The sequence below is a fragment of the Chroogloeocystis siderophila 5.2 s.c.1 genome, assembly GCF_001904655.1.
Classification (GTDB): Bacteria; Cyanobacteriota; Cyanobacteriia; order Cyanobacteriales; family Chroococcidiopsidaceae; genus Chroogloeocystis; species Chroogloeocystis siderophila.
Window position 1 is genome coordinate 160,540 of sequence record NZ_MRCC01000001.1, and the last position, 19,666, is coordinate 180,205.

Annotated in this window: 16 protein-coding genes and 2 pseudogenes; 12 read left to right on the forward strand and 6 right to left on the reverse strand. The window is 42.9% G+C overall.

Translation table 11 applies throughout. The features are described from left to right. Positions 1-720: 720 nt before the first annotated feature. The gene (locus NIES1031_RS00740; RefSeq protein ID WP_178378010.1) at positions 721-1,185 is read left to right on the forward strand and encodes an SRPBCC family protein; all 465 of its coding nucleotides are present in this window, start codon (positions 721-723) and stop codon (positions 1,183-1,185) included. 2 nt (positions 1,186-1,187) lie between these two features. Here NIES1031_RS00740 and NIES1031_RS00745 read toward each other — a convergent pair whose 3' ends face one another. Continuing rightward, a complete protein-coding gene (locus NIES1031_RS00745; RefSeq protein WP_073547650.1) occupies positions 1,188-2,012 on the reverse strand; it encodes a SirB1 family protein in 825 nt (274 codons plus the stop codon). Between the two features lie 245 nt (positions 2,013-2,257). On the opposite strand from NIES1031_RS00745, the gene NIES1031_RS00750 reads away from it, so the two are divergent. From NIES1031_RS00750 to NIES1031_RS23105, 4 genes are all read left to right on the forward strand, one after another. Beyond that, positions 2,258-3,715: a sensor histidine kinase gene (locus NIES1031_RS00750; RefSeq protein WP_073547651.1), complete on the forward strand. Its 1,458-nt coding sequence runs from the start codon at positions 2,258-2,260 to the stop codon at positions 3,713-3,715. 178 nt (positions 3,716-3,893) lie between these two features. Continuing rightward, entirely contained in the window at positions 3,894-4,763 is an 870-nt protein-coding gene (locus tag NIES1031_RS00755; protein WP_073547652.1) for a class I SAM-dependent methyltransferase, read from the forward strand. Between the two features lie 86 nt (positions 4,764-4,849). Continuing rightward, positions 4,850-5,518 carry a response regulator transcription factor gene (locus NIES1031_RS00760; protein ID WP_073547653.1) on the forward strand — a complete coding sequence of 223 codons (669 nt, stop codon included), beginning with the start codon at positions 4,850-4,852 and terminating at the stop codon, positions 5,516-5,518. Between the two features lie 351 nt (positions 5,519-5,869). Then, positions 5,870-6,187, forward strand: a complete 318-nt coding sequence (locus NIES1031_RS23105) for a hypothetical protein (protein ID WP_073547654.1) — start codon at positions 5,870-5,872, stop codon at positions 6,185-6,187. A gap of 142 nt (positions 6,188-6,329) precedes the next feature. Here the strand turns inward: NIES1031_RS23105 and NIES1031_RS00770 are convergent. After that, positions 6,330-7,121: pseudogene (locus tag NIES1031_RS00770) on the reverse strand (IS5 family transposase). Between the two features lie 93 nt (positions 7,122-7,214). Here NIES1031_RS00770 and NIES1031_RS00775 point away from each other — a divergent pair. The 3 genes and pseudogenes from NIES1031_RS00775 to NIES1031_RS00785 form a co-directional block, all read left to right on the forward strand. Continuing rightward, a pseudogene (locus NIES1031_RS00775) lies at positions 7,215-7,826 on the forward strand (ATP-binding cassette domain-containing protein); the annotation flags it as partial. A 234-nt stretch (positions 7,827-8,060) separates the two neighbouring features. Further along, positions 8,061-9,236, forward strand: coding sequence for a histidine phosphatase family protein (locus tag NIES1031_RS00780; protein WP_084544216.1), 1,176 nt, complete (start codon positions 8,061-8,063; stop codon positions 9,234-9,236). 33 nt (positions 9,237-9,269) lie between these two features. Further along, positions 9,270-10,280: an NAD-dependent epimerase gene (locus tag NIES1031_RS00785; protein WP_073547822.1), complete on the forward strand. Its 1,011-nt coding sequence runs from the start codon at positions 9,270-9,272 to the stop codon at positions 10,278-10,280. 22 nt (positions 10,281-10,302) lie between these two features. Here NIES1031_RS00785 and NIES1031_RS00790 read toward each other — a convergent pair whose 3' ends face one another. The 4 genes from NIES1031_RS00790 to NIES1031_RS00805 form a co-directional block, all read right to left on the reverse strand. Then, the gene (locus tag NIES1031_RS00790; protein ID WP_073547656.1) at positions 10,303-11,859 is read right to left on the reverse strand and encodes an FAD-dependent oxidoreductase; all 1,557 of its coding nucleotides are present in this window, start codon (positions 11,857-11,859) and stop codon (positions 10,303-10,305) included. Positions 11,860-11,877: 18 nt separating this feature from the next. Then, entirely contained in the window at positions 11,878-13,020 is a 1,143-nt protein-coding gene (locus NIES1031_RS00795) for a beta-ketoacyl-ACP synthase (RefSeq protein WP_218596611.1), read from the reverse strand. Between the two features lie 96 nt (positions 13,021-13,116). Beyond that, on the reverse strand, positions 13,117-13,878 hold the full coding sequence (locus NIES1031_RS00800; RefSeq protein ID WP_073547658.1) for a peptidylprolyl isomerase: 762 nt from the start codon (positions 13,876-13,878) through the stop codon (positions 13,117-13,119). Positions 13,879-13,926: 48 nt separating this feature from the next. Further along, positions 13,927-14,520: a photosystem I assembly protein Ycf4 gene (locus NIES1031_RS00805; protein WP_073547659.1), complete on the reverse strand. Its 594-nt coding sequence runs from the start codon at positions 14,518-14,520 to the stop codon at positions 13,927-13,929. Positions 14,521-14,904: 384 nt separating this feature from the next. Here NIES1031_RS00805 and psbD point away from each other — a divergent pair, with 384 nt between their 5' ends. The 4 genes from psbD to NIES1031_RS00825 all read left to right on the forward strand — a co-directional run bounded on the left by psbD (position 14,905) and on the right by NIES1031_RS00825 (position 19,660). Next, the gene (gene psbD, locus NIES1031_RS00810) at positions 14,905-15,960 is read left to right on the forward strand and encodes a photosystem II D2 protein (photosystem q(a) protein) (RefSeq protein WP_073547660.1); all 1,056 of its coding nucleotides are present in this window, start codon (positions 14,905-14,907) and stop codon (positions 15,958-15,960) included. 25 nt (positions 15,961-15,985) lie between these two features. Next, on the forward strand, positions 15,986-17,344 hold the full coding sequence (gene psbC / locus NIES1031_RS00815; protein ID WP_073547823.1) for a photosystem II reaction center protein CP43: 1,359 nt from the start codon (positions 15,986-15,988) through the stop codon (positions 17,342-17,344). Between the two features lie 248 nt (positions 17,345-17,592). Continuing rightward, the gene (locus NIES1031_RS00820; protein ID WP_015188629.1) at positions 17,593-17,778 is read left to right on the forward strand and encodes a PCP reductase family protein; all 186 of its coding nucleotides are present in this window, start codon (positions 17,593-17,595) and stop codon (positions 17,776-17,778) included. A gap of 178 nt (positions 17,779-17,956) precedes the next feature. Further along, positions 17,957-19,660 carry a polysaccharide deacetylase family protein gene (locus NIES1031_RS00825; RefSeq protein WP_073547661.1) on the forward strand — a complete coding sequence of 568 codons (1,704 nt, stop codon included), beginning with the start codon at positions 17,957-17,959 and terminating at the stop codon, positions 19,658-19,660. The last annotated feature ends 6 nt before the right edge of the window (positions 19,661-19,666 follow it).

Sequence of the window (19,666 nt, forward strand, 5' to 3'; positions counted from 1 at the left end):
ATACGAATTTTCCTTGCAAAATTTAGGTTACAGTAGATAATCCTACATTTGAGTCGGGTATTTCGCTTGCATTATACGAGGAAACCGCCTAGAAAAATAGAATATTACGTCAATATTTAGAGTGCTGGCGAAGTTTGTCGTTTGGCATCTACCTGTATGCGTAATTAGCTCTAAAAATTCAGTTTTTTCTCATTTTTTAATAGAATTAAATACTTTAAGGGAGAACTAGAGACACGATAAGAAAATTGTTTTCCAGCTTAGTCGAGTTGACCTCTAGTTGTCAGCACAAAAGCTAAGTTTAATTGCAGCAATGAGGAAAAGGTTAAAAGTGTCGCAAGCGAAAAGAGCAAGCGTCTAGATTAATGTCAGCAAAACTACTGTCCCTGTGTCACACTGTGTGAAAAGCTTGTTTTTGTTAGTGACACATTTTTATCAAAATTGCTGGATTTTTTTTAATAATGGTAAATTTTAATACGGTAAACTAGCTCATGAATCACAACTGCCTTTCAACTTCCTTCGGAGCTATTTAAGCAAAGTCTGCAAGGCAGCACAATATAATTAAAAGCTCTGCACAAGAGTGTACTTACGGGGCTAGGGTTTATCGAGTAGCAAATTGGTTTGCCATTCTTTCTTGACAAGGGAATCTTACTAGTTCTACTTTATAAACTGACTCAGTAAGCAATATCCTGCTGAATATTTCATCGCTACTTTGGCTAATCCATGCCTATTAGTCAATTAAAACAGTCAATTGATATCAATGCCAGTATAGACGTAATAGACCGCTGCATCACAGATCAAACGTTGATGCATCGTTGGCTCAATCCGCTGCTCTACTGTGAACCGATAGGCGCTTGGAGTACTGAAATTGGTAGCCGTAGCCGCTTTGTTATTCAAATTCCGCTTTTCAAACCTACCTTACATAATGTCGTCATCGAGCGGTCGCCTGGATTGGTAGTATGGGAGTTTCAAGGTTTTTTTCACGGACACGATCGCTGGGAATGTCAACCACGCGCTCAAGGAACGCATTTACTTAACCACTTCGAGTTTGAAATCCCCAATCCTGTGGTTCGCTGGGGCTTTAATACCTTTGCTTTTGCGTTGACACAAAAAGATATGCAAGCCCAATTACATCGCCTGAAGCGCTTAGCAGAGGTAATAGAAGCGCAGGAGAGAATAGATAATTGAGTTTAAGAATTGCTTCCTAGTTGATTGAGTAGACGACGAATCACTGGCGCATCAGAGGCTTGGGGGACTTTTGCGAGATACGTTTGCAGGTCGTTAATTGCTGCATTCCAGTTACCAAGTTGGTAATAAAGTAAACCGCGATCGCGTATTTCGATTGGTATATCAGGAAATAATAGTAAGATTCTTTCTACAGCTGCGAGGGCTTTTGCTAACTCTTCTTTTTGAAGATAGGCAAATTTGAGGTTAGTCAGCATTCGTGCCAGAAACTGCCGATGAGTAACAGCATCTAAAAAGGAACTCTCAAGCTTCACTGGCTGCGCGTAAATTTGACTCAGCTTGTCTTGACAATCTTCAGGAAACAACACCTCACCACGGTGAAAGGGATCGACAAAGATTTCCATTTGTTGGATATTAGGGCGGATCAGGAAATGTCCTGGCATTCCCACTCCCAACATCGGAAAATCAATGCGTTTAGTCACTTCTAAGTAAACTAAAGAGAGTGTAATCGGAATTCCTGTCCGCCGCTCAATGACATCATTTAAAAAACTATTACGAGGGTCGTAGTAGCTTGTTGTGTTACCACTAAATCCGAGATCGTCATACAAGTAACGATTGACAGTCTGAATAATCCGCAGTGGGTATTGTTCGCTTGGCAGCTGTTCTCGTACTTCAGCCGCCATTGTATCAAGTGCATTCAGGTATTCTTCGATATCGAGTTGCGGATATTCTTCTTGCGCGATGTAAAGTGCGGCTTTGGCTAAGTCGATTTGAGCGTCTGGTTGATGAATTTCTTGAAAGAAATGTTGGCGGGCTAAAGGGAAATCCATAAGGATTTTACTGGCTGAATAAAAGGAACGAGGGCGAGGTTACTACTGATTGCTTAGTAACAAGTAGTACATGAATATCTAGTTATATACAGTAAAATCAAGCTTGTTTTAACTTTCTAAGCAGTTATAGCGGCAAGTCAATTCTACAATTGATCCTAAAGTAGAAACACGTTTTGGTAGAAGATAGGAAGTTTATGCAGAGGTTCAGTTAATTAAAATCTCACCTGAGGACTGAAACAAATGTGATGCACGTTAAGACTCGCAAATGGCATAGATTTTTACTCAGTGCTAGAACGCGCATTTTAGCTTGGTATATTATTTTGATGGCTGCCTCTTCGGTGGTATCGATTTTTGCAATTCGTCAAGAGTTGTTTATGCGTGTCCAAGACCGAGTACAGCGATCGCTTAGGCAAGAAGTCGAGGAGTTTCGTAAATTAGCGAATGGTGTTAATCCGGATACGAATAGACCATTTACACGTAATGAAGTCACTGCGCTGTTTGACTTGTTTGTGTCAAGGAATATTCCCGACGATGATGAGTTTTTATTAACACTGTTAAATGGTAGTTTGTACAAGTATAGTCCTAGCGCGTTGCCCGAACCACTACAACAAGACTCGCCACTCCTGCAACGTTGGGGCAAACTGACTAAGCCAGAACGAGGACAGGTAAATACAACGCCAGGAGAACTACTGTATTTTGCACAGCCAGTCAGAATTACATATCAAGCCGAACCGCTTGACAGCACAGCAGAAGTTCAAGGAGTCTTTGTTGTTGCGCATATTACAACCGGAGAGCGTGAAGAAGTTGATGAAGCGATCGCGGTCGTTGTTAGGATTATAATTATCGTCTCGACCGCAGCCTCAGTACTTGCTTGGATAGTCGCAGGTAGAGTCTTAGCGCCTCTACGCCTACTGACAAAAACGGCGCTTTCGATTAGTCATAATTCTGATTTAACGCAGCGTATCCCCGTCCAAGGAACTGATGAAATCGCCGAATTAACGCTGACTTTTAATGAAATGATGAACCGGCTAGAGGATGCATTTGCGAGTCAACGTGATTTTATCAATGACGCGAGTCACGAACTACGGACACCAATCACAATTATTCGCGGACACCTCGAACTGATCAGCGACGATCCGCAAGAACGACGGGAAACAATCGACCTAATTGCTGACGAACTTGATCGCATGACTCGCTTTGTTGATGATTTGCTAATCCTCGCTAAAGCAGAACAACCAAAGTTTTTATGTTTAGAAACAGTAGATGTCGGGTCTTTAACTGAGGAAATTTACACCAAAGCGCGAACACTTGCAGTACGTAACTGGCGACTCGATAGTAAAGGTTGTGGTTCGATTGTTGCCGATCGCCAACGCTTGACACAAGCGATCATCAATTTGGCGCAGAATGCTACACAGCATACACAGCCTGGAGATGTAATTGCACTTGGTTCAATTGTGCGGAATGGAAAAGCACGTTTCTGGGTGAGCGATACGGGTGAAGGAATTGCTTATAACGACCAAAAGCGTATTTTTAAACGCTTCGCTCGCGGTGTCAATGGTCGTCGTTCAGAAGGTGCGGGATTAGGTTTAGCAATTGTACAAGCGATCGCCACTGCGCACGGCGGTCAAGTAGAACTTTCCAGCCAACCAGGTGTTGGTTCAACTTTTACGCTCATCATTCCTGTAGATTCTCCTGTCGCTTAATTTAATGCGATATCTCGATTGTTTACTTACTGGCGATGCAGCTTTTACAAAATACTCACTGTTGGTATGTTGAAGCGTAGAATGCTACTTTTTATACAAGTACTAATAGTGTAATATTTCGATAGCCAACTTTCTTACACAGGTGTGCATGTCTCTTAATAAAAATAGATCGAACGCAATGCCAAATTATATTCAGGAATACGCTAAAAAAAATAATCTTACGGTTGCGCAAGTCGAGCAACTCTACAAAGTTGAAAAAGATTTAGCTCAAAAATTGCGGAACTCAACAAAAGCAGAACGAAAATATCTTTATAGTCACGTGTATGACGAATTATTTCAAAAGATTCCTTTTCATCCGCAATTAATCAACACCGATCCTGAAGCTAACTTGCAGTGGAGTCATAGCCGGATGCGGTTAATCCGAGAATTCTTACCTCCAGAGGCAACGTTTTTGGAAGTAGGATCTGGTGATTGTTGTCTTGCTTTAGAAGTAGCGAAACTTGTTCGTAAGGTTTATGCAGTCGATGTTTCTAATGAAATTACAAAAAACATCAGCTTCCCGCCTAATATGGAACTTGTGATATCTGATGGTGTTAATATTCCAGTGTCTAATAGTAGCATCGACGTTGTTTACAGCGATCAACTGATGGAGCATTTGCACCCAGAGGATGCAATCGAGCAGTTACAGAATATATATAAAGCGCTTACTCCAGGCGGAGTTTACATTTGTCATACTCCTAATCGATTATCAGGACCGCACGATATTTCAGGTTGTTATGATGAAACTGCAACAGGGTTTCATCTTCAAGAATACTTGATTACTGATTTGTATAACTTATTCAAAAAAGTTGGATTTTCGCAAATGAGTTACTACAAAAGTACAGAAAACCTTCAGATAAAACTCCCCCTCACACCTGCTACGATAAAGATTATTGAGTTGAGCGAGCATACACTACTAAAACTTCCATACTCTTTGCGAAGAAAAATAGCTAGGTCTTCAATAATTTTTAGAGGAATATCATTAGTTGCGGTTAAACCAATAACTTGAAATGTACTGAATCTTTAATAGGACGGTGTTGCGATTTTAATTTGATTAGTTAAAGATTGTCTTTGGAATAAATAGCCTTGCAACTCATGAGCCATATTCTGATTGCTGAAGATGAACCTCGAATTGCTTCTTTTCTGGAAAAAGGACTCAAAGCAGCAGGTTTTACTACTGCAATAGTAAAAGATGGCAATGAAGTTATCGTGATGATCCAAAGCGATCGCTTTGACCTTTTACTATTAGATATCGGTCTTCCTGGTAAAGACGGTTGGCAAGTTTTAGAAGAATTACGCGGTTTAGGCGAGCAGTTACCAATTATTATCCTCAGCGCCCGCGATGATATCAACGATAAAGTTGCTGGGCTAGAAGGCGGTGCTGACGATTATGTTACCAAACCTTTTCGCTTTGAAGAATTGCTGGCACGGGTGCGGTTGCGGTTGCGGGACAAGCACGTACCAAAAGTGAATGAGGAAATCGTACTTAAGGTAGGAGATATTACTCTAGACTTGCGTGCGCGCAAAGCTACCGTAGGCGATCGCTTAGTCGAATTACCCGCGAGAGAATTTACGCTAGCAGAAACTTTTCTACGACATCCTGGACAAATTTTGAGTCGCGAACAACTCCTCAACCGCGTTTGGGGTTACAATTACGATCCTGGTTCAAATATTGTAGATGTCTACGTAGGCTATTTACGTAAGAAGTTAGGTAATAAATTTATTGAAACAGTTCGCGGTATTGGTTATCGCTTGCGAAGTTAACCAAGCTTTATCTCATTTTATCTTATAAACTCGTTTTTTATTCATTAATTAACTTTTGCTTAACCTTTTCTTGAAGAATGGTTTTTTCTCACAAATTATTCATTTTTAATTCATGAAAATTTGTCAAGGTATAGAAGTACGGGAGCAAAGTTACACTATTTATCTACCGTAACTCTGCTGTCTTTTTTACTAAAACTATAGAACTTAAGCAGAGGTCATTTAACGATGAGACTGATGGTTTATTCTCACGAGACATTCGGTCTCGGTAATATTCGGAGAATGCTATCTATCTGCGAATACTTATTAGAGTCTCTTCCTAACTTATCAATTTTACTTATTTCTGGATCACCTATGCTTCATAGTTTTAGGACGCCAGTAGAATTGGACTATATTAAATTACCTTGTATTAATCGCAGCTATTCAGGTAAATTGTCTCCCAAATATTTGGGTACACAAACTGATGAAACTCTCAAGCTTAGAGCCGATATTATTCTTGCAGCGACTGCGAATTTTAAACCTGATTTAATTTTAGTAGATAAAAAACCATATGGGTTAAATCAAGAGTTAAAACCAACGATTAACTATATTAAACAATTTCTACATAGCACCAAGCTTGTACTAGTTTTAAGAGATATTCTTGATTCACCTGAAGTTACTATAAATGAGTAGAAACAACAAAGTTATTATACAGTCGTTCAATGGTTATATGACAAAGTTTTGGTAGTAGGCTCGCCAGAAATTTTTGATTTCTGTCAAGAATATAAGTGCCCTCCTGCAGTAACGTGTAAGAGGATGTCTGAAAAGTCAAAGACTATGCCAATCGTCTCAACATAAGACGAATCATCGCAACTTGAATCATCGCCTCAGAAGTGGCAGGTAAAACCTCATAATCTTTGCTCAGTCTCCGACACCAGTTAAACCAACCAAAAGTACGTTCTACGACCCAGCGACGAGGCAAAACCTTAAATGCTTGAGCAGTGCCAGAGCGTAAAACTGTTTCGAGAATCCAATGGTAGGTATCCATGACCCAACGCATCAACCCCTCTCCTCGATAACCACCATCAACCCAAATATTGACAAGACGAGAAAATTGAGTTTTTCGTTGATGTCCAATAGCCAAGATTAATTTGGCGCCTTCTCTTTCTGGCAAGTTAGCGGCGGTGACAACCACGACCATTAACAAGCCTAAAGTATCAACCAAAATATGACGTTTACGACCTTTGACTTGTTTGCCTGCATCATAGCCAACACCTAAATGAATCATGGTGGCAGTTTCGACAGATTGGCTATCCAAGATTGCTGCCGAAGGACTAGGATGACGGTTACAGGTAGCTCGCATCCATTGTCTTAACTGCTCGTGAATCCTTTCCCAATGCCCATCTAAACGCCACTGCCGGAAATAGTGATATACCGTTTTCCACTAGGGGAAGTCATGAGGTAATAATGACCAAGCGCATCCCGCTACAAGTACATAAAAAATTCCATTTATGACTGCTCTCATATTGACGCTACGAGGACGACCGCCTACTTTAGCTGGTGGAATCAACTTCCTCAGTAATTCCCATTGTTCATCCGTGAGATCGGTACGATATGATTGACCCATGACTCTCGTTCTCTGTCATTTTTCGCTATTGACAGGTTATTGTAACGAGAGCTTTTTTACTTTTCAGACCTCCTCTAAGTCAGTTTACTACTACGTTTGTACGATCCGCTTGAAGGTAGCATTTTGATTGACGGGCACGATCTGCGCGGGTACAAGCTCGATTCTCTACGCCAGCAAATTAGCATTGTTTTACAAGACAGCGTGTTGTTTGCTGTCAGCGTCCGCGACAACATCTCTTACGGTTTCCTCGGCGCAACCCAACAACAAATCGCAGCCGCAGCAAAACTAGCAAATGCGCACGAGTTTATTATGGCAATGCCGCAAGGGTACGACACGATTTTGAGCGAACGCGGCTCAACGCTTTCTGGAGGACAGCGCCAGCGAATTGCGATCGCACGGGCTGCGGTTCGTCAACCACCAATCGTCATTCTCGATGAACCCACGACAGGCTTAGATAATCAAAATGAACGTGCTGTGAGCGAAGCACTCGATCGACTCACTGCGGGACGTACGACATTCATCATTTCCCATAACTTAAGAACAACTGAGCACGCTGACTTAATTCTTTACATTGAACGCGGTAAAATCCTGGAGACTGGCACACATCAAGAACTCATCTATCGTGGCGGTCGCTACGCTGCTTTGTACCGTATGCAAGCTGTCATTGGCAGCGAATCAGGAGAAGATTATGCCCTAGAAGTCTAAAAAACAATTTGAGTTAGCGACTGGTAAGCGGTCACGATAGACGCTATGGGTTTAACTCATAGTTCAAAACTTTTGAACTGTCTAGAATTGAAATCACAGTTGCGATCGACATGGCTGTGCTTTAACTGAGAAACGCTGTGGTTCAGCAGAACAAATCTGTATTGTCCTTCAAAGAAGAATATCTGATGCTTTGTATGACAGTTAGCACTGACAACTCTCGAAAGGAAAAGTTCAATGGACTCGCAGTCTAATGCTGAGGTAGGTTTTACCCGTGTCATTCTAGTACGTCATGGTCAAAGCACCTTCAACGCTGAAGGAAGATACCAAGGTCGTAGTGATGAGTCTGTGTTAACCGAAAAAGGTTATAACTCAGCTTATCAAACTGGAGTTGCCCTGCAAAAAATACCGATCGACGCGATCTATACGAGTCCCTTGCAACGCGCGATCGCTACAACGCATCAAATTATCAAGGGTCTTAGTCCCAGTGCTAAATCTTTAATCAAAATCAATACAGATCCCAATCTCACAGAGATTGATCTCCCTGATTGGCAAGGCAAAACTTTTGAGGATGTGCGCCAAAATTTTGCTGTAGAATACCAATGTTGGCAGCAACGTCCGCATGAATTTCAAATCAATCACCAAGATTCTCTGAGTAAAGCTTACTATCACAATGCTGCGACTGCTATAAAGCCAGAATTTCCGGTACTCAATCTTTACGAACAAGCAAAACAGTTTTGGCAAACGATTCTACCGCGTCATTTAGATAAAACAATATTAGTTGTCAGTCATGGTGGTACAAATCGTGCCTTGATTAGCAGCGCCCTCAATTTACCACCAGCACGGTATCACACAATTCAGCAATCAAACTGTGGTATAAGTATTCTGAATTTTCCAGCAAATAGCCTGTCAGCAAAGTTAAGCGCGTTAAATTTGACGTCGCATTTAGGCGAAGTTCTGCCCAAACTCAAAGCCGGAAAGCAGGGGTTACGCTTGTTACTATTACCTGTAGATGCGATCGCCCCAAGTCAATTGCTGCAATTGGCTGAATTTCTCAAGCCAGTATCGATAGACTTCAGCCTCACAAGTGAATTATGCACTTGCCAAGAAATTACCTCGCATCTTTTGCAGTATCATTCAACAACAGTGCAACTGCAAGTATCTAGACACAATTTTCCGCTTGTATGGCAACAAACGATTGATTCGCGCCGTTCATTGGCAACTAATACATTAGTGACCGGATTAGTGATTGCTAGTAGTGCCATTATTAAATGTATTATAGGTCAAATATTAGGACTCAATGCTAGTGATTTTTGGCGCTTGCAGTTAAATTCTGGTTACTTAAGTGTTGTTCATTATCCATTGAAAGATAGTTTACCTATAAGTCAAGCTATAAATCTGTCTGCTCCCTAAATAAATATCCTTTAATCGCCGGAGAAGATGTACATGAAAGTATTAGTAACAGGAGTTGCTGGATTTGTTGGATTTCATCTAGCACAACGCCTATTAAGTGAAGGTATTCAAGTTTACGGAATCGATAATTTAAATGAATACTACGATGTCAAACTCAAAAAAGATAGATTAGCTCAAATCAATTACCATCCTAATTTTTCATTTCAGTTTCTCGACCTTATTGACCGCGGAGGGATGTTTGATTTATTTCAAAATGTCGAGTTCGATTATGTAGTAAACTTAGCTGCTCAAGCTGGAGTTCGTTATTCACTCGAAAATCCGTTTGCTTATGTTGATAGTAATTTGTCGGGATTTGTTAATTTATTAGAAGCTTGTCGTCGCAGTCATATTAAACACTTAGTTTTTGCTTCCTCAAGTTCCGTATATGGTGCGAATAAGAAAGTTCCTTTTTCGGTGACTGATAACGTCGATCACCCGATTTCGCTTTACGCCGCCAGTAAGAAAGCTAACGAACTTGTAGCGCACGTTTATAGTCATTTATATAACTTACCAACGACAGGACTGCGATTTTTTACAGTTTATGGTCCTTGGGGTAGACCTGACATGGCTTATTTCAAGTTTGTACAGGCGATCGCTACAGGCAAGCCGATCGATGTTTACAATTTTGGCAAGATGCAACGCGATTTTACCTATATAGATGATGTCATCGAGGGTGTTGTAAGAGTTATGCATAAACCCCCGCAAAATCAAAAAAATCTGAGTACTGATGCACAGAATGAATCTACTGTCCCTTATAAACTTTACAACATTGGTAACAATAGCCCTGTAGAGTTAATGAAGTTTATTGAAATTATTGAAACGGCACTAGGCAAAAAAGCACAAAAGAATTTCTTGCCAATGCAGCCTGGCGATGTTCCTGCAACTTATGCCGATGTTGAAGATTTAATGGCAGATGTGGGATTTAAACCGAATACATCGATAGAGGAAGGTATGCATAAATTTATTCAATGGTATACAGAATATTACGCGCCAACTACGGCTTAAGCAGTGCCAAGTCTCTGTTTTATTAACTCTGACTTTTGCTATAGTCGCTACCAGAACCATACTTCCACGCATCAATCAATCTTTGACAGTAGTACCGAGGTACATCAGGTAAATTTTTGCTGCACACCTGTAGTGCGGTTAATTGAGCTAAACCAGAATAAACACCTAAACTCAAAAAATGGAACATCCAAGTCAATAAGTGATTTAATCCCACCTGGGGAATGATTTTAGCAACTAATACGGGATGCATAAATCCTGTTCTTAGCAGTGTTTTTGTTAACGCCGGAAATTGGACAACATCTTGTAGAAATGGTTTTAATACCGAATCTCCTAACAAATTCATTTCTTGAAATACGGCTGACAAGAGTTGATTGATTTGATCGGGTGCAACTTTTTGATTGACACCTACACTCATTGCTTTTTGAAATAGCCAGGTGACACTAATATTGGGTTGATAAGGTTGTAGGAGTGCTAAAGCCTGTACGGAAAGGGAATCGCAACTCAGCGCTTCATGAATACCAAAAGTTAAACGCTGGAGATGACGAATCATTGCACCAAAACCACCAAAGCTAACGGGAGACTGACTACTACTACTATCGCCAATTGGTAAAATGCGATTCCACGCAAGACGTAAAGGGCTTTGTTGATAAGAAGGAAAAAAGCCAAACAATGCTCGTTGCAGTTGTAACTGATCTAACGTGACATTCTGATACTCTGGCATTAAGCGCAGATAATCCTCAAACAAATCTTCTAAAGTAGGGCGATGCGGATGTGCATCCATGTATGTAAACAAATACGTTGTTCGCCCGTCGCGTGCGGGAAACGCTTCCCAAAAGTACTGACATTGGTTTTGTAGCGGGGTAAAAGAGACGAGTAAGTCTCCAGTATCATTCTCAGGAAAGCCAGTCGCACAACTTCCCACGACTAAGCAAATTCCATCCGGTTTTTTTCCTTGTCGGGCTTGCTGAACAATAGGAGAAGCGTACCCCATGGCATCAAGTAGCAAACGCGTGTTGAGTGGGGCGTCTCCTGTCTTGACAGCAACGCCATTAGGATGCACTGTAGCGCTGACAAAGGGTGTGTTCTCGAACAATTTACCGCCAGCTGCGAGAAACTTTGATTTAAGCGTTTCTAATAAATAAACTGGATCGATACCAATATTTAAAACATCGCGTACCCATACTTCGACACCATTATGGAAGCTAACGCGGGCGGGATTGTATTCGGTAGCGATCGCTTGTTCTAACTCAGCTTCAGTGAGTATGTTAAGTTCTAAAAAAACCTCCAACTCTTGGCGCGAGATATTCCACTCTTGATCTCTACCGCGCAAAATTCCTCGTTCAACAAGTGCTACACGCCATCCTCGTTGTGCTAAAGTACAGCCGATTAGAATCCCTAATGTTCCGCCACAGATAACCACATCCCAATCAACTGTCCCTAAAGCTTCCCGATCTTGGTGAATTACTAGGGGTACGGGATTGTTACCTTCTCTGATTGATGCTAAAAGGCGATCGCTACGACGTAAACTGTTGAGGATGTTGCCAGGCAATTGAGAGAGAATTTCTTCGGTAAGACTCATTGTGGAACATTGAGGATTTTATTCATCAAATTTTCTCAATGCTACTACAGCATTTTGTCCGCCAAAACCGAAACTAAAACAAAGAACCGAATGAATCTTACCTCGGCGTGGTGTGGTAACGAAGTCTAAATCAAACTCTGGTGTTTGCAATCCGACACACGGGGGTAATAATTGATCGCGTAATGCCATTAAGCAAAAAGCAGTACCCAAAGCACCAGAAGCACCTAAAGTATGTCCTGTGGCTCCCTTAGTGGAACTGACAGCAACGCCGTGCGGAAACAACATTTGTAGTATATTTGCTTCGCTTTGATCGTTGAGCTTGGTTGCTGTACCGTGCGTGTGGATATAGTCAATGTCTGTTGACAATAATTTACTACGTTCCAAACATTGCTTGACTGCTGCGATCGCGCTTCGACTTTGAGGTTCAGGTGTATTTGCGTGATAAGCATCACACGTCAAGCCAAAGCCGAGGATTTGCCCGTAAATTTTTGCCTGACGTTCCTTTGCTTGCTTGGCGGTTTCTAGAACAAACATCGCCGCACCTTCCCCTAACGCAAGTCCTTCGCGATCGCGATCAAAAGGATACGCTCCAGTTCGTGCCAATGCCCCCATTTGCTGAAAACCAGCCAATGTCAGTGGTGTTATTGGTGCTTCAACGGCACCAGCGAGTGCGCGTTGACATTGCCCTGTTTGAATTAGTTCATACGCCTGCGCAATTGTCCAGATCCCTGTTGCACACGCCGCCATCGGCGCTAAAACTGAATTCTTTGCGCCAATTTGACGTGCTGCTGTGATCGCTGGTGCGTGTGGTAATTTGTCCAACCATCTTTCTAGAGCTATTTCTGGTACGTCAAAATATATCTGTCGTGCCAAGTCTTCCCACGCCGCTTGATGGCTGCGACTTGAGCCTATAACCACGCCACATTCGGGTAGTGGCAATTTTAATCCTGCATCTTTAATTGCTGATGCGATCGCCAGCCAAGCAAGATCTTCTAACTCAGCTGGCTGCTGTGCGATCAGTGCTAACGGTCGTGGGTTGAGTTTTGCAAACGGCTGCTGTAAGCGAATTCCAGACTGACCAACTAGTAAATTTTGCCAACTCGTCTCTAGGTTTGTACCTAAAGACGAGATTAAGCCAATACCAGTAACAACAACATCCACAATTCAGGGGTGAGTGAAGATCTGCTGCTAATAGAAGATCCTAATGCTAGTTTTTATTCTCTTTTCACCTCTGTTAAATCCCTCAATACTCTTTAACTATTGCCCACCTCGTAAGTTTTCCGCACCTTGGGTTACTTGAGCCGATTCGATGCGATCGCCTTGCTGAATTTGATCGACGACATCCATGCCATCGGTTACATAACCAAACACTGCATAACTACCGTCTAAAAATGGCAAATCGGCTAAAGCAAAGTAAAACTGTGATGAAGCAGAATCTGGCTGCTGCGATCGCGCCATCGCGACTGCGCCACGCGTATGAGGTAGCTGTGGCGGTGTTGAGATCCTAGCTTTCTCAAAAGTTTGACTATAAACTGGTTCGGCAGCACCTTTAGGTTTGATCTCTAAAGGAATAAAGCGCTCGCTTCCTGTATTTGGATCGATAAATCCACCAGTGCCTAAGCGCTGTGGAGGGAAGTTTGGGTTTTTACTTTGCGGATCGCCACCTTGAACAACAAAAGGTTCCGGCTGGCGGACAACACGATGGAAAACTAATCCGTCATAAACACCGCGTTGCACAAGGTCAACAAAATTGCCTGCGGTGACTGGGGCATTTTTGCCATCGACTTCAATCGTAATCGGCGAACTATTAACCGTCATCACAACGGTGGCAGTTCCTTCTAATACAGGTAAGTTCATTTGTGGACTACTCGTTTGAGTAGTAGGTGTTGTAGTAGGCGATGTTGTCTGCGTTGCTGGAGAAGTTGGCGAAGAGACAGAAGCTTGATCGGGTGTGCATCCGCCTAACATCAAACCACCAATCAGCAACACAGCAAACAACAACTGAATTTTTCGATGCATTATGTTACTCACTCAACCTGAGTGTTTCATCATCATTGCAAAATCTGATTATAAACCTTCGAGTGGCACGCCTAAAAACCGAGCAAGTTGTGCACCGTCGGTTTCCAGCTTTTGTAATGACAGTGGCTGCCCTACACGGGTAAGTGGGACGTTTCTCCGACCTTTCACCCGCAAATACAAAGCCCGACGCGGGTTCAAACCTTCTTTGACTTCTACTCGTACTGCTTGCACATCTTGTGTTGGAAAATCGATTTCAATTCGTCGATTTTTCCCCCAAAATCCCCAGCGAAAGATGCGGACTTTGCCTGTCTCTTTGTTGAATTCGTTGTAACCGCCCCCTACATCTAAGATAACGACAACCCAAAGATACAGTGCTAATAGTAAGCCCGCAGCACCATAAAAAGTCATCGCCAAACCTTGCGGAACAAACGTAATTTCATTAGGTGTAGCAAACGGAAGTAAGTTGATTTTGAAATAACTCGACAGTCCAGCAAGCAAAAACCCAGTTGCTCCCAACGAGACAACTGTTGCCCACCAGTAGTTACTAAAACGCCTTGAGCCTAAAATTTTCTGATGAAGAACCTGAGAAGCAGAGTTATCTTGTGCAAAGTCACCCGTATTCTTGGTTGATGATAAAGTCATTAATCTACCCTGCTGATTCTAAAACTTTAAAAAACGTTAAGCTGTTAGATTTTGCCAAATTGCCTACATTCCTGAGAAAACTTGTGTCAAATTGTAAAATTTCTGATATCTATTATATTAAGAAGCTAATGCTAAAACCATAATCCCATATAGCTGGACTGGTTACAGAGCGTGAATAATGTGATAAGTTAAGAAAGATTAAAAACCATAGACTGGATAACCAGAAAGTGGTAGGGCAATTTGACAGACCCTTGAGGAAACAGCAAACTTTGGTTTGTAGGTATTTTCTCATAAATTTTCGCTACTTGGCGTAGTGAAGAGTGTCAAAAATTTAATTCCTCAAATGAGTTGCAATTTTTAGTAAACCGCGAGGATTATAGTTCAATGACAATAGCAGTAGGACAGGCAACGAGTCGAGGATGGTTCGACGTCGTTGATGACTGGCTAAAACGAGATAGATTCGTATTCATCGGGTGGTCAGGACTGTTACTATTTCCCTGCGCGTACATGGCGTTAGGGGGATGGCTAACCGGAACAACATTCGTCACATCGTGGTACACGCACGGAATTGCATCGTCATATTTAGAAGGATGCAACTTCTTAACAGTAGCAGTATCAACACCAGCAAACAGCATGGGACACTCATTGCTGTTCTTGTGGGGGCCAGAAGCGCAGTGGGACTTCACACGTTGGTGTCAGATGGGCGGATTGTGGACATTCGTAGCACTACACGGAGCATTTGCCCTGATTGGCTTCATGCTCCGGCAATTTGAGATTGCCCGCCTAGTGGGAGTCCGGCCCTACAACGCGTTGGCATTCAGTGCACCGATTGCGGTATTCGTCAGCGTGTTCTTGATGTACCCCTTGGGACAATCAGGATGGTTTTTTGCTCCCAGCTTTGGCGTAGCAGCGATTTTCCGCTTCTTGCTATTTTTCCAAGGATTCCACAACTGGACACTCAACCCCTTCCACATGATGGGAGTAGCCGGAGTGTTAGGTGGGGCGCTGTTGTGTGCGATTCACGGTGCAACCGTAGAGAACACACTGTTTGAAGACGGTGACAAAGCCAACACGTTCCGTGCGTTCAACCCAACACAAGCGGAAGAAACCTACAGCATGGTGACCGCGAACCGTTTCTGGTCGCAAATTTTCGGGATTGCGTTTTCCAACAAGCGTTGGTTGCACTTTTTCATGTTGTTTGTGCCGGTCACTGGCTTGTGGATGAGTGCGGTAGGAGTTGTCGGTTTAGCGCTCAACTTGCGGGCGTATGATTTCGTCTCGCAAGAGTTGCGTGCGGCAGAAGACCCCGAATTCGAGACATTCTACACCAAAAACATTCTGCTCAATGAAGGTATTCGGGCTTGGATGGCTCCCCAAGACCAGCCTCACGAGCATTTCCAATTCCCTGAGGAGGTACTACCCCGTGGAAACGCCTTATAATGCCTCTTTTAATCGCGATTTAATAATGGGCGGCGGTCGCGACCAAGAATCGACCGGTTTTGCCTGGTGGGCAGGTAATGCCCGTTTAATTAACCTATCTGGTAAGTTACTGGGTGCTCACGTAGCCCACGCTGGCTTGATTGTCTTCTGGGCTGGAGCAATGACTTTATTTGAAGTCGCGCACTTCATTCCAGAAAAGCCAATGTATGAGCAAGGACTCATTTTGCTACCTCACCTTGCTACACAAGGTTGGGGCGTGGGTCCTGGTGGTGAAGTTATTAACACATTCCCTTATTTTGTAGTTGGTGTACTCCACCTCATTTCTTCAGCAGTTCTTGGATTTGGTGGCATCTACCATGCAATTCGCGGTCCAGAAACCTTAGAAGAATACTCTTCCTTCTTCGGTTACGACTGGAAAGACAAGAACAAGATGACTAGCATCATCGGTTTCCACCTCATCATTCTAGGATGCGGTGCGCTATTGCTGGTAATTAAAGCAATGTTTGTTGGTGGTCTTTACGACACCTGGGCACCTGGCGGTGGTGACGTGCGCGTGATCTCTAACCCAACGCTAAACCCAGCGGTGATCTTTGGCTACGTGCTCAAATCTCCGTTTGGTGGTGAAGGCTCAATTGTCAGTGTAAATAACCTAGAAGATGTTGTTGGCGGTCACATTTGGGTCGCGCTGCTGCTGATTTCTGGCGGTATTTTCCACATTCTGACTAAGCCTTTTGCTTGGGCACGTCGTGCTTTGATCTGGTCGGGGGAAGCTTACCTATCTTATAGCTTAGGTGCTTTATCCTTGATGGCGTTTATTGCCACTTGCTTTGTTTGGTTTAACAACACTGTTTATCCCAGCGAATTTTACGGTCCTACAGGTCCCGAAGCATCGCAAGCTCAAGCATTGACCTTCTTGATTCGCGACCAGCGCTTGGGTGCTAACGTTGGTTCCGCGCAAGGTCCTACAGGTTTGGGTAAGTACTTGATGCGCTCTCCCACTGGTGAAATCATCTTCGGTGGTGAAACAATGCGCTTCTGGGATGTCCGCGCGCCTTGGTTAGAGCCGCTGCGCGGTCCTAATGGTCTTGATTTAGACAAAATCAAGAACGATATTCAGCCATGGCAGGCGCGTCGTGCTGCTGAGTACATGACACACGCACCTCTAGGTTCGATCAATTCTGTCGGTGGTGTAGCAACCGAGATTAACTCGTTTAACTACGTATCTCCACGTTCTTGGCTAGCTGCTTTCCACTTTATTATGTTCTTCTTCTTCCTCGTGGGTCACTTGTGGCACGCGGGTCGCGCAAGAGCAGCAGTAGCTGGTTTTGAAAAAGGTATTAACCGCGAGAACGAGCCAGTAATGGCGATGGGAGATATTGACTAAGCAACAAACATATTTTGCTTTTGTCAATACTAATAGTTCGTGAATAATATTCTGGCTCCTGTGTTTGTACAGGAGCTATTTTTTTTGAAAATTCGATGAGAAAAGCTTTTCTTAATTTCAACACAACTTGGATAGTCATGTTATACCATTTCAACAAATAAAAACGACAAATCATTTCTCCTCTGCCCCTCTGCTGCCTATTTGTAGTAAATTCAAAGTGACATGGCATTATATCATAAGTAATAGTTATGAACGACTTTGAATCTTTAGAGGCTTTGCGATGGACACCTGAAGCTAAAGCCAAGCTAAAAAACATTCCTTTTTTTGCGCGAACTCAAGCTAAAGCACGAATTGAGCAATTAGCGCGTGCCGCAGGGCAAGAAGTTGTCACAGTAGAGTTGGTTGAACAGGCAAGAGTAGAGTTTGGTCAGTAGCCGCTTCTGGAAATCTTATTCTTGATAGCGAGATGAAAACAGCTTAAAGCGAATTTAGTTGTTTGTTAATAAGTTGCTAGCACACCCTTAACGCTTCATGAGTAGGGTGTAATTGACTTCAACTACCTGCCATGACGCAGGCATTTCTTTGAGATGATGCTTGTCGCGTGCAAACAATATGAAAATATACCAAAAGCGGATTCTAAATGCCCGTTTTTACTGCGGTTTTAGCGTTATTGGGCTAGCAATACCTTTGCCAGCACCTGCGTTAGCAAATGCGTGTCGAGAACCGAGTGCTATTCAGCAGAATATAGCAAATTCAACAATCCAGCTTGCAAGTTGGGTAGATGCGCCACAAACTTTGATTCCAAAACTTGTACAAGATCTTGGACCTTGGCTTGCAGCTTACTTGAATCCCCCTCCAACACCAAACTTGCACGTCAGAGCAAAGCAGGCAAGAGTACCAATCATGATGTATCACGATATCTTGCCACAAAAACAAGTCTTTTTTGACGTTACACCACAAGAACTTGCAACGCACCTCGAATTAATGCGATCGCACCAACTCACTCCCATTAGTTTGGCGCAATTAGTTACTCATCTTCGTACAGGAATACCACTACCAAAAAAGCCAATTTTGTTAACATTTGATGATGGTTACAGCGGTCATTATCAATACGTCTATCCCTTACTAAAAAAATACGGCTATCCGGCTACTTTTTCAATTTATACATCTAATATTGGTAAAAATACAGGAAGACCACACGTTAGCTGGGAACAATTGCGACAAATGGCGGCTGATCCTTTAGTCACGATCGCGGCTCACAGTGTAACGCATCCCGCCGATTTAAGAGATTTATCAGAAGCTGAATTGCGATTTGAAATCGCTGAATCGAAACGAATTCTAGAAACTCAGTTAGGGATTAGCATTGATTACTTCACGTATCCTGCGGGGAAATATGATTCGCGAGTGACGCGCTTTGTCGGGCAAGCAGGGTATAAAGCTGCACTAACAATGGATGATTCGGCAGATCGCTTTGCGGGAGAATCTGAAAGTCTTTTGGCGATCGCCCGTATTGGACAATCACGCTTAAAGCACGCGATCGCTGGTGCGTGGGGAGGTTCTCAATTACCTGCTTGGGGTGTAAAATTTGACTTTACGACGGATATTTCTGTTCAAACAACCACGATTGACTCTTCGCGATTCATCCTCATCACTGGTGGTAAACCAATCACAATTCACGCCAAAAGCCGCTATCAAGTTCCACAAATTCTTGTAGGAAGTCCTGCGATCGCTGCTGTCGATGGCGGTTTCTTTTCGCTCAAATCCCTTGATTCTAATGTCATGATTGGACCTGTATTAAGTCACAGTGGCAAATTCGTTCCTGGGAATAATAGCGAAAATCGCAAGCTGAACGGACGCCCTCTAGTACTTATCAATTCTCAAGCCGTTAAATTTGTTGCTTTCAACTCTCAACAGCACAACACGCTAGCCGGATTAAACGCCGCATTACCAAACGTCACCGATAGCTTTGTTGCAGCAGCATGGCTAGTCAAAGACAGTCAACCACAACCCGCAAGTACCTTTGGCAGTTTATTTGATTATGATGCAGCTCGCCATCGAGCTTTTTGGGGTATTAATCAACTAGGACAACCAACAATTGGGGTTTCTACAAAACTGATAGATTCAGTATCGCTTGGAATAGCACTCGCTCAAGCTGGATTACGCGATGCCGTGATGCTCGATTCGGGTGCAAGTACTTCACTTGCTTACAAAGGAGAATCACTTGTCGGCTATACGCCCCGCCCTGTACCCCATGTTGTGGCTTTAATTCCTCCACAGACAATGACTCAAAGCGATTGCGTGATGGCATCTAGGTAAGCAGAG